The organism is Streptomyces sp. 11x1, assembly GCF_032598905.1.
Lineage (GTDB): Bacteria > Actinomycetota > Actinomycetes > Streptomycetales > Streptomycetaceae > Streptomyces.
The window spans coordinates 3,127,126-3,139,560 of the sequence record NZ_CP122458.1; the positions used below are offsets into that span (position 1 = coordinate 3,127,126).

The 12,435-nt window shown below is 70.7% G+C and carries 1 protein-coding gene; it reads right to left on the reverse strand.

The window, feature by feature from the left end:
- Positions 1 to 5: 5 nt before the first annotated feature.
- On the reverse strand, positions 6 to 12,428 hold the full coding sequence (locus P8T65_RS13540; protein WP_316725668.1) for a non-ribosomal peptide synthetase: 12,423 nt from the start codon (positions 12,426 to 12,428) through the stop codon (positions 6 to 8).
- Between the last annotated feature and the right edge of the window lie 7 nt (positions 12,429 to 12,435).

Sequence of the window (12,435 nt, forward strand, 5' to 3'; positions counted from 1 at the left end):
TCCCTTCAGTCGGTGCGGACCTGGTCGACGATCTGCCTCAGGCCGAGGAGAACTCGTTGAGCCAGCAGTTCGACGGTCGCTGTGTCGTGGTTTCCGGGCGAGTGGATCCAGTCGAATCGGAGCGCTCCGTCGGCGACGGCTGCCACGATGTCGATGAGATGTGGGCGCACCTGCTCCGGCGCGCGGTCCTGGCCAAGGCCGTCGAGTCCGCCACGGATCAGGCCGTCCTGGTTGCCGGACAGCTCCCATTGCCCCAGGTAGTTGAAGCTGATCTGCGGCTCGGGCAAGGCCGCCAGCGCGTGTCCCGGGGCGTCGGGGGATGACAGGTGGCGCAGCGCCCCGTACCCGAGGCCGCGGCCCGGTACCTTCCGCAGGGCCCGGCGAGTGGCTTTGAGGGCGGTAGCCCAGTCTCCGTCGGGCACGTCGAGAGTGACCGGGTGGATCGTGGTGAACCAGCCGACCGTGCGGGACAGGTCGAGGTCGTCGAAGAGTTCCTCGCGACCGTGTCCCTCCAGGGCGACCGTCACCGATCTGCCCGCCCAGTCGCCGAGTACTCGGCCGACCACCGCGAGCAGCACGTCGTTGATCTGTGTGCGGTGGAGCCCGGGCACCTGCTTGAGCAGTACGTCGGTCTCCTCCGCGCTCAGGGCCAGGGAAACCGCCGTGCTCGTGCCGTACGTGTTCGGGGCGTCGCCCTCCCGCGGTATGGGGCGGGAACCGGCTGCGGCCGCCTCCCAGTAAGCCACCTCGGAGTCGAGGGCCCCGGAGCGGACATGCTCGGCCAGGCGGGCAGCCCATCGCTGGTAGCTGGTCGTCCTGGGCGGGAGCTGGGCCTCCTTGCCTGTTGCGAGTGCCGCGTACGCCGTGTCCAGGTCCTCCATGACCACCCGCCAGGACACTCCGTCCATCACCAAGTGGTGCACGGCCAGGAACAGCTGCGGTGCGCCGGTGCCACCTGGCCGGATCAGCATGCCCTTGACCAGCGCTCCTGCCGCCAGGTCGAGGGCCTCTTGGGCAGCCAGTGCTGCCGCGTGCGCGGCGCGGCTCTGCTGTTCGGCGGAGTCGGCGCGAGACAACACGCACTCGTGGAGCAGCCCGTCTTCCAAGACCGGTCCCGGGGCGGTGTACTCCTGCGTCCACACTCCGTCGGGTTGCCGGACGAACCGCGCACGCAGCGCGTCATGGTGGTCGACGACCGCCCGCAGCGCGTGCCTGAGGTGCCCGGTGTCGGTGTCCGGCGCCAGCTCGACCCGTACCGACATCGCGTATTGGTCGTGCCCGCTGGGATGCCGTTCGAAGAACCAGCGCTGGATCGGGGTGAGTTCGGCCGGGCCGTGCGGTACGTCAGCCTCTGCGGGGGCCGAGCGGTCCGCAGCCGTCGCGGCGGCCTGCGTGGCGAGCGCAGCGACGGTCTGGTGCAGGAACAGCATCCGGGACGTCACCGTCAGACCGGCCTGTCGGGCCCGGGAGACCACCTGGATCGCCAGGATCGAGTCCCCACCGAGTTCGAAGAAGTTGTCGTGCACGCCCACCCGCGGTACACCTAGCACTTCGGCCCAGATCCCGCTGAGCACCTCCTCGGTACGGTCGCGGGGGGCCTCGAAGTCGGCCGGTTCGGTGCGCGCCTCGGGCTCGGGAAGAGCGCGCCGGTCGACCTTTCCGGTCGGTGACAGTGGCAGGGTGTCCAGGGACACGAACAGCGAGGGCACCATGTGGTCGGGCAGCGTGCCGGCGAGGTGCGTACGCAGTTCAGCGGCCGGTATCTCGCCGTCCGCCACGACGTAGGCGACCAGTCTGCGGTGTCCGCCCCCGTCCGGCCGGGCGACCACCACGGCCTCGCGTACCTGGTCGTGGCGGACCAGCGCCGTCTCGATCTCGCCCGGCTCGATCCGGAAGCCACGCACCTTGACCTGGTCGTCACAGCGGCCGAGGTACTCCAGGGTGCCGTCGGCACGCCAGCGGGCGAGGTCGCCGGATCGGTACATTCGCTCCCCCGGCTTCCCGTATGGGTTGACCGGGAAGCGTTCGGCAGTCAGCTCGGGACGGTGGAGGTACCCGCGGGCGAGCCCGCAGCCTGCGACGTGAATCTCGCCGGGGACTCCGACCGGCACCGGGGTACCCGACGGGTCGAGCAGCAGTACCCGGTAGCCGGGCAGGGGCCGACCGGCCGGGACACGGCTCCCGGTGGTCGCGTGCTCGGGGCGTACTTCCTGGAAGGTCACGTGCACGGTCGTCTCGGTGATGCCGTACATGTTCACCAGGCGGGTGCCGGGCGAGCCGTAGCGCTCGAACCAGGTCATCAGGTGTTTGGGCTCCAGCGCCTCGCCGCCGAACACCACCCACCGCAGCCGGGGCAGCGCGGAGGCGTCCTCGGCCGCCGCGGTCGCCACCAACTCGCCGAACATCGAAGGTGTCTGGTTCAGCACAGTCACACCCTCGTCCGCGAGCAGAGCCCACAGCGCCTCGGAGGAGCGGGCCACGTCCCGGGGCACGACCACGGCACGGCCACCTGTGGTCAGGCAGGCCCACAACTCCCAGACCGAGAAGTCGAAGGCGTACGAGTGGAAGACGGTCCACACGTCCGACGCATCGAAACCGAACAGTGGCCGCGTGCCCGCGAACAGGTCCAGCACCGAGCCGTGCTCGACGGCGACGCCCTTGGGACGGCCGGTGGACCCCGAGGTGTAGATGACGTAGGCGAGGTCGGTCCGGGACTGCCGCACGGCGGGCGCCGTCTTCGGGAGTCGGCTGATCGACTCGTCGTCTAGGTCGACCACCACCGTCTCGGAGGCGGGCAATCTGTCCTGGAGGCCGTGGTGCGTCACGAGGATCTTGGCCTGCGCGTCCTGGACCATGTGTGCCAACCGGTCGGCCGGGTACGCGGGGTCGAGCGGGACGTAGGCGGCGCCCGCCTTCAGGATGCCGAGCATGCCGATCACCATGTCCGTACCGCGCTCGACCGAGAGGCCGACCAGGACGTCCGGGCCCGCGCCCAGCGACAGCAGGTGGTGGGCGAGGCGGTTGGCCCGCTCGTCCAGCTCCCGGTACGACAGATGCTCGGTGCCGCACGTGACGGCGATCGCGTCGGGAGTCTCCGCCGCACTTGCGGCGACCAGCTCCGGGACGCAGGTGCCGGCGACCTCGATGTCCTCGGACGCGTTCCACTCCCGCACGACCAGTTCCCGTTCGGCCGGAGTGAGCAGCGGCAGCTCGGACACCGCCAGCTGCGGGGCCTTGGCACAGGCGGCCAGGACCACGCCCAGGTGCTCGGCGAAGCGGGCCACCGTGGCCTCGTCGAACAGGTCGGTGCTGTATTCCACGACGGCCCGTACGCCGTCCTCTGTCTCCTCGAACTCCAGGGTCAGGTCGTACAGCGCGGTGTCCCGGGTCATGTCCAGGCCGTCCGTGTGCAGGCCGGGCAGCTCCAAGGGAGCGCCGGGGGTGTTCTGCAGGACGACCATCACCTGGAACAGCGGGGTGCGGCTGGTGTCGCGCTTCTGCCCGACGGCCTCCACCACGCGTTCGAAGGGCACCTCCTCGTGGGCGAAGGCGTCGAGTGTGGTCTCCCGGAGACGGGACAGCAAGCTGCCGAAGGACTGTGTGCCGTCGATGTGGGAGCGCAGCACGACCGTGTTCACCAGGAAGCCCACCAGCCGGTCGAGTCCCGCGCTGCCGCGCCCGGCGGTCGCGGTGCCGACGGCGATGTCGTCCTGTCGCGTATACCGGGCGAGAACCACCTTCACGGCGGCGGTCAACGCCATGAACAGGGTCGCCTCGTGGTCCCTTGCCACCTCGCGTAACTGGTCGACGACCGCCCCCGGTACCTCGAAGGCGTACGACGAGCCTCGACCGGACCGCACCGCGGGGCGCGGCCGGTCCGTCGGCAGCTCCAGCGGTTCGATGCCGCGCAGCCGCTCCTCCCACCATGCGAGCTGGGACTCCAGCACCCCGCCGGCGCCCAGGCGTGCGCGTTGCCAGGCAGCGAAGTCCGCGTACTGGACCGGGACGTCGGGCAGTCCGGCCGGCGTCCGGCCGGTCCACGTGGCGTACAGCTCGCCCCACTCCTGAGCGATGATGCCCATCGACCAGCCGTCGGTCACGATGTGGTGCATCCCGAGGACCAGGACGTGCCTGTCGGCGGCCTGGCGCACCAGCAGTACCCGCACCAGCGGTCCCCGCCGGAGGTCGTACGGGCGATTCACCGCGGCCCGCACCGACTCCCGCATCCGCCGGTCCCGTTCACGCTCGTCCGCCAGATGGGAAAGGTCGACGGTGTCCCAGTCGGGAGCGAGCTCCCGGTGCACGATCTGAACGCCCTGGCCGTCGGCCATCTCGAAGGTGGTGCGCAGGGATTCGTGCCGGGCGGTCAGATCGCCCAGGGCCGCGCGCAGCGCGGCCTCGTCCAGAGTTCCGGACAGCCGTACAGCCGCCGTCGAGTGGTACTCCGTGCTCTTCTCGTCGAAGTCCTGGAGGAACCACAGGCGTTGCTGGCCGAAGGACATCGGCAGCACGCCGTCCCGGGGCACGGTGGGGATGGCCGGTTTGTCGCCGGACTCCGCGCCGGACTTTGGTGTCGACTCGTCCTCGGCCTCCGGCTCCGGTTCCAGCGCCTCGGCCAACTGGGCGACCGTGGGCGCGTCGAACAGCAGCCTGGGTGAGATCCGCTGCCCGATTGCCTTGTGGGCGCGGGAGACCACCAGGATGGAGGAGATCGAGTTGCCGCCGAGCTCGAAGAAGTTGTCGTGGACCCCGATCCTCTCCAAGTGGAGGACCTCGGCCATGATGCCCGCCAGGGTCTCCTCCAGCGGCGTGCGTGGGGCCGCGAAGCCTTCGTCCGTCTGCTCCCGGGACACCTCCGGCGCGGGGAGCGCCTTGGTGTCGACCTTGCCGTTGGGGGACAGGGGCAGCCGGTCGAGCTGGACGAACGCCTCAGGGATCATGTAGTCCGGCAGGGACTTGGCCAGCTCGGCCCGCAGTTCCCGGCTGGACAACGCACGCTCGGAGGTGAGGTAGGCGACGATACGGCGCTCGCCCGGAACGTCCTCCCGCAGCGTCACCGCGACCTGCCTTACCGCGGCCTGCCGGTCCAGGGCCGCCTCGATCTCGCCCAGCTCGATCCGGAAACCGCGCACCTTGACCTGGTGGTCGGTGCGGCCGATGAACTCCAGACGGCCGTCGGCCCGCCAACGGACCAGGTCGCCGGTCCGATACATGCGCGCGCCCGGGGGCCCGAAGGGGCAGGCCACAAAAAGTTCCGCGGTCAGCGCGGGCCGCCGCAGATAGCCGCGGGCCAGCACCGGCCCGGCCGCGTACAGCTCTCCGGCCACCCCCACCGGCACCGGCCGCAGCGCAGGGTCCAGCACGTACAGGGACGCGTTGGCGATGGGACCGCCGATCGGCACGGTTTCGCAGGTGTCCCCCGCCTCGTGATCCGACACGGTGATCTGGATGGTGGCCTCGGTGGGCCCGTACTTGTTGGTCAGCGGCACCTTCCAGGCTGAACTGACCGTGTCCGCCAGCGACCTGGGCAACGGCTCGCCGCCCACGAAGAGGCGGCGCAGGGCGCTCGGGCGCCGCTGTAGCGGTACCGCGCCAAGCAGGGAGGGCACGAACTGCGCGACAGTGATACCCCCTTGCTCCATCACTTCGAGCAGACGCGCGGGGTCGCGGGAGACCTCCGACGAGACCACGTGTGCCGTGGCGCCCGAGAGGAGCGACAACATCAACTCCCAGACGGACACGTCGAAGCTCATCGATGTGCGCAGCAGTACCTGGTCCTCGGGGGTCACCGGGTAGGCATGCTCCAGCCAGGGCAGCAGGTTCGCGGCGTTGCCGTGCGTCACCATCACGCCCTTGGGGCGGCCGGTGGAACCCGAGGTGTAGATGACGTAGGCCAGATCGTCGGAAGTCAGCGTCACCCGAGGAGCGGTCACGGGCAGGGCCGCGGCCGTCGTCAGGTCGCCGTCCTCCCCGTCCAGTTCCACCTCGACGACGCCTGAGACCGGCAGGACGTCCCGCAGCGCGCGTTCGGTGAGCAGGATCTGCATGCCGGAGTCGCTCATCATGAACGCGAGCCGCTCGGCGGGGTAGGCAGCGTCCAGCGGTACGTACGTGGCGCCCGCCTTGAGGATGCCGAGCAACCCGAGCAGCATCAGCGGCCCGCGCCGTACCGAAAGACCCACCAGCTGACCCGGGCCCGCGCCCAGGGAGATCAGGTGATGGGCGAGACGATTGGACCGCTCGTGCAAGTCCCGGTACGTCAAGGTTCCTTCGTCACTGACGACGGCGACCGCGTCGGGCCTGAGCGCAGCCCACCGGTCGAACCGCTCATGGAGCAACTCGCCCTCGCCCTCGACCACCGCGCGTGCGTTCCAGCTCCGTACCACCTGGTCGTACTCGGTGTCCGACAACAGCGGTACGTCCGCCACCGGGCGTTCCGCGTCCGCGACAAGCCCGGTCAGCAGGTTCTCCAAGTGCTGTGCCGCACGCGCCACAGTCGCCTCGTCGAACAGGGTCGGGTCATAGGCCAGCGAGTAGCCGAACACCTCGCCCGCGTGGGCGCGCAGGATCAAGGGGAAGTTGGTCGTCTCGACACTGCGCAGGTCTCGCAGCCTCAGCCCCTGGTCGGCCGCCGCGCGGTCGGTCATGGGGTAGTTCTCGAAGTTCACCAAGCTGTCGAACAGCGGGACCCCGCTCTCCCCTGAGCCTAGGGCCTGGATACGGGACAGCGGCAGGTAGGAGTGTTCCGCCGCTTCCGACTGGGACCGCTGCACCTGCTCCAGCCACCGCGCCACCGGCGCCGTGCCGTCCACGACGCTCCGCACGGGCAGGGTGTTCAACGTCATGCCGACGATCGAGTCCACTCCGGGAAGATCCGCCGGACGGCCCGACACGGTGGCGCCGAACATCACGTCGTCACGGCCGCTGTAGCGGGACAGCAGCAGGGCCCACGCCGCCTGCACCACGGTGTTGACGGTCAACCCGTACCGCCGGGCGAAGGCGTACACCTCCTCGGAGGCCGCCCGCGACAGCTCGCGCAGCAGTCGCTCGGTCGACTGGGCCTTGTGCCCGGGGGCGGGCCGCCGGTCGTACGGCAACGGGGTGAGTTCCTCGAATCCCTTCAGCGCCTCGTGCCAGTAGTGCTCCGCCTGGGTGTGGTCCCGGGACTCCAGCCACTCGACATACGCCCGGAACGGCCGGCCGACGGGCAGCGCCGGTTGCCGGCCGGCGGCCAGCGCCTCGTAGGCGGCGGACAGACCGCTCAGCATCCGGAACGTGCTCCAGCCGTCCAGGAGCGCGTGGTGCGAGCTGCGCACCACGCACACCCGGGTGTCCGCCGTGCGGATCAGTGTCAGACGCGCCAGGGGAGCCACGGAGAGGTCCAGCCCCCGAGCCCGGTCGGCGGTCAGGAACTCCTCCAGCGCGGCCGCCTGTTTCTCCTCCGGCTTGTCGCGCCAGTCGAGGTGCTGGACGGGGAGCGGGGCCTCCCGCTCGATCACCACGAGAGGGCGGGGCACCTCCTCCCACACCAGCCTGCCGCGGAGCAGTTCGAAGTGGTCGGTGACGACCTGCCATGCGCGAGCCAGCAGTTCCGTGTCCGTCACGTCGTCGAACGTGAACACCATCTGGTCGAAGTAGCCGGGCAGATCGGGGTCGGCCAGTGAGTGGAACAGCATCCCGGCCTGTGCCGGAGTCAGCGGATAGACGTCCTCCACGTTCCGGGCGGTGCCGACGACCCGGTCCAGCGTCTGCTGGTCCAGCCCGGCCAGCGGGAAGTCCGACGGAGTGGCGCCACCGTTGGTCTCCGTCACGCAGTGCGCGACGATCGCCCGCATGGCGGTGTGGAAGTCCTCGGCGAGCCGATCGATGGTCTCCGGCGCGAACACCTGGTCCGAGAAGGTCCAGCCGACCTGGAGCCGCCCGTCGTCGACGAGACCGATCACGTCCAGCAGATACGGGCGGGTCTCGTCGGTGGCGTGCTCCCTGCCGAGCGACGGCAGCCGGTCGCGGACGAGTCCGTTTCCGCCGCTCACGCCCTGCCACTGGCCTAGGTAGTTGAAGCTGATGCCCGGCAGACGGTGCGCGTGCAGCGCGTGCCCGGGGGTGCCGGGCTCGGACAGGAAACGGAGGGCGTCGTAGCCCAGGCCGTTGCCCGGGATGGTGCGGACCTGCTCCTTGACCGACTTGAGGGCCGCGCCCCAGTCAGCGGCGCGGGGCAGCCGGAGCTCCACCGGGAAGTGTGAGGTGAACCAGCCGACCGTCCGGGACAGGTCGACGTCGTCGAAGAGCTCCTCGCGGCCGTGACCCTCCAGGCCAACGATCACCCGGTCGTCGCCCACCCAGTCGGCCATGACCCGGCCCAGCGCGGTCAGCAGAACGTCGTTGATGCGGGTGCGGTACGCCGCTGGGACCTGGCGCAGCAGCGCGTCCGTCTCCTCTCGGCTGAGCCGTACCGCCACGGTCCGTTCGTGGGCGACGGCGTTACGGCCGTCCCGGTCCCTGGGCAGTGCGGGAGCGCTGCCCAGGTCGACGGCAGCCCAGTGAGCGACCTCGTGGTCCAGGCCACCGGAGCGGACGTGCGCGGTGAGCCGCTCGGTCCAGCGGCCGTAGGAGGTGGTGCGCTGCGGCAACGCCACGGTCTCACCGGCCGCGAGCTGCGCGTACGCCGTGGCCAGGTCGTCGAGGATCAGCCGCCAGGACACGCCGTCGACCACCAGGTGGTGCACGACGAGGAACAGGGAGGGAGCCTCGTCCCCGCCCGGCCGGAACAGCAGGCCCTTCACCAAGGCGCCGTCCGCGAGGTCGTGCGAGCGCTGAGCGACTTCGGCCGCCTCCTGCATGGCCCGCTTCCGCGCCTCGGGGGCCAGCCCCGCCAGGTCGTGCTCGGCGAGCAGACCGGAAGGCACGGCGGACGGGCCGTACTCCTGGAGCCAGTGCTCGCCCTGCCGCACGTACCGCATGCGCAGGGCGTCGTGGTGGGCCACCACCGCGGCCAGGGCGCGGTGGAGCAGTTCGGTGTCGGTGTCGGGCGCCAGCGCGAGGTGCGCGGACATCGCGTAGTGGGCCGGGTCGACGGTATGGGTGTCGAGGAACCAACGCTGGATGGGCGCGAGTTCGACCGCTCCGGCGGCCGGGCCCTGGGCAGGGGCCGCGGGTGTCCTGCCCTCGTCGGCCTTGACCACGGACGCCAGCGCGGCAATGGTCTGGTGCAGGAAGAGCTGCTTGGAGGTGAGCCGCAGACCCCGGTCGCGCACGCCGGCGACGACCTGGATGGACATGATCGAATCGCCGCCGAGTTCGAAGAAGTTGTCGTGCACGCCCACCCGCGTGACGCGGAGCACCTCGGCCCAGGTCTCGGCCAGCAGTCTCTCCACGGCGGTGCGCGGTGCCACGTACTCTTCGTCCCCCGGGCCCGCCTGGGCGTCCGGTTCCGGCAGTGCGCGGCGGTCGACCTTGCCGCCCGGCGTCAGCGGCAAGTGCTCCAGCCGGGAGAACACGGCCGGGACCATGTAGTCCGGCAGCGGGTCTCTCAGGTGCGCTCGCAGCTCCGCCGCGCTCACCGCCCGGCTCGTGACGACATAGGCGACGAGGCGGAGCGTGCCCGCGGGTTCCTGCCGAGCCACCACCACGGCCTGCTCCACCGCAGAGTGCGTGAGAAGTGCCGTCTCCACCTCACCCGGCTCGACCCTGAAGCCCCGGATCTTGACCTGGTCGTCGGCCCGGCCGAGGAACTCCAAGTCCCCTCCGGGCAGATGGCGCGCCCGGTCGCCGGTGCGGTAGAGCCGGTCGCCGGGGACGAACGGGCTGGGCACGAACCGCTGCGCGGTCAGCTCGTCCCGTCCGTGGTAGCCGCGGGCGACGCCGTCACCGCCGATCCAGATCTCGCCGGGCACGCCCACCGGGCAAAGACCCATCTCCGCGTCGAGCACATACACCCGGGTACGGGGCAGGGGACGTCCGATGGGGACATACACGCCGTCGCGCAGGGTGTCCGCGGTGGCGAGGAACACGGTCGAGTCGACGGTCGCCTCCGTGCCGCCGTAAGCGTTGATCACGACGGTGTCCGGACCCACCCGGTCCAGCAGTGTCCGGCAGTCCGCGACACGCCAGCCCTCCGAACCGACGGAGATCAGCCGCAGTGGCGGCAGGCCACCGGTGCGGCGGTCGGCCTCGGCGAGGACGGCGTTCATCAGCGTGGGCACGATCTCGATGCCGGTGGCTCCGGTCCGCTCGATCAGGTCGAGCAGCGCGGGCGGATCGGTGGTCACGTCCTTGGAGGCGATGATCAGCGTGCCACCGAACGGCAGGGAGCGGATCAGATCGGCGAAAAACAGGTCGACCGACAGGCTGGAGACCGACATGAAGCGGAGCTTGGCCTCGGTCAGGCCGTACCGCTCGTCCCAGGCGGCGCAGATGTGGCGCACGTTCCGGTGCTCGACGGCGACGCCCTTGGGCTGCCCTGTCGAGCCCGAGGTGTAGATGACGTACGCCAGGTCGTCGGCCGACACTTCGCAGACGGGAGCGTCGGTGGGGGCCCCGGCCAGTCGCTCCGCGTCCGCGTCCAGGTCGATGAGCGTGGCGTCCGTGGCCGGCAGAAGGACGCGGGCCCCGGCGTCGGTGACGAGGAGCGGGGCTCCGGAGTCCGCCACCATGTATGTCAGCCGGTCCGCCGGGAAGTCGGGGTCGAGCGGCACATAGGCGGCACCGGCCTTGAGGATGCCGAGCAGTCCGACGGCCATGTGCGTACCGCGTCCGACGCCGAGGCCGACGAGCGTGCCCGGTCTGGCGCCCTGTTGCCGCAGGACATGGGCCAGCCGGTTCGCCCGCTCCTCCAGCTCGCGGTACGTCAGTTCGCCGTCGTCGGCGACGACTGCCGTGGCCTTCGGAGTGCGGGCCGCCTGCTGAGCCACCCGCTCGTGGATCAGAGCCGGTGCCACGGACGAGGTGCCGGTGGCGTTCCACTCCTCGGCCAGCTGGTGGTACTCGCCGTCGGTGAGCAGGGGCAGCTGCTGGATGGTCCGCCCCGGTTCGGCGGCGGCTCCCGCGAGCAGGGTGAGCAGATGCCCTGTCAGCCGTTCGATGGTGGCCCGGTCGAACAGTTCGGTGCTGTGCTCGACCAGACCGAGGAGCATGTCGCCACGCTCCTCGAACTCCAGGGTGAGATCGGTCAGTGACGCGTGGCGTTCCAGCGGGTATTCCGTCAGCGTCACCCCGGGGAACTCCACGGCTCCCGTCGGCGCGTTCTGGAGTACGACCGTCGCCTGGACCAGGGGGGTGCGGCTGGGGTCCCGCTCCGGGGCCAACGCCTCCACGAGCCGGTCGAACGGCACGTCGTCGTGGGCGAAGGCGTCGAGGACGGTGTCCTTCACCTGTGCGAGGAGTTCGCCGAAGGTCAGGTCCGGTTCCACTCGGGAGCGCAGCACCACGGTGTTCACCAGGAATCCGACGAGCTTCTCCAGCTCCGGGCGGCCGCGCCCTGACGAGGAGGTGCCGACCGCGATGTCCGCCTGGCCCGAGTGCCGGGCGAGCACCACCTGGACAGCGGCCGTGAGCGCCATGAACAGCGTCGCCCCGTGCTCCCGCGCCATCTCACGGACCGATGTGACAGTCTCGGCGGGCACCTCGAAGGTGTACGCCGCGCCCGCCGAGGTACGCACGGCCGGGCGAGGCCGGTCGGTGGGCAGTTCCAGCGGCTCCAGGCCCGCGAGTCGCTCCCGCCACCACGCGACCTTCGTGGCGCCGTCATTCTCCAGGCGCTCCCGCTCCCAGGCGGCGAAGTCAACGTACTGCAAGGAAGGTTCGGCGAGTTCGGCGGTGCGTCCGGCCAGCCGCGCGGCATAGAGCTCGCCCAGTTCGCGGGCCGCGATGCCCATCGACCAACCGTCCGTGACGATGTGGTGCATGCCCAGAACGCACACATGCTCGGAGGCGGAGAGCCGCACGAGCAGGACCCGGACCAGCGGGCCGTGCGCCAGGTCGTAGGGCCGTGCCATCTCCGCCCGCACCAGCTCGCGCGCAGCGGCCTCGCGTCGGTCCTCCGGCAGATCCGAGACATCGGCGTCCGACCACTGGGGCGCCGCTTCGGAGTGCGGTACCTGTATTCCCTGGCCGTCGACCACCTGGAAGGTGGTGCACAGTGCCTCGTGGCGGGCCATCAGGTCACCCACGGCGGCGCGCAGCGCTCCGGCGTCCAGCATGCCGGTTAGTCGCAGGGCGTGCGCCAGGTTGTAGTCGGAGCCGCCCGAAGCGAAGTCCTCCATGAACCACAGGCGTTGCTGGCCATACGACATCGGCAGCCGGCCGGAACGGTCGGCGCGACGGATCTCGGGCTCGGAACCGCCGCGGCCCGCCAGACGTCGGGCAAGGGCCTCGCGCAGATGCTCGGGGAGCGCGGCGATGCGCTCCTCATGGGAAGACGGCATGCTCATGGAGAAC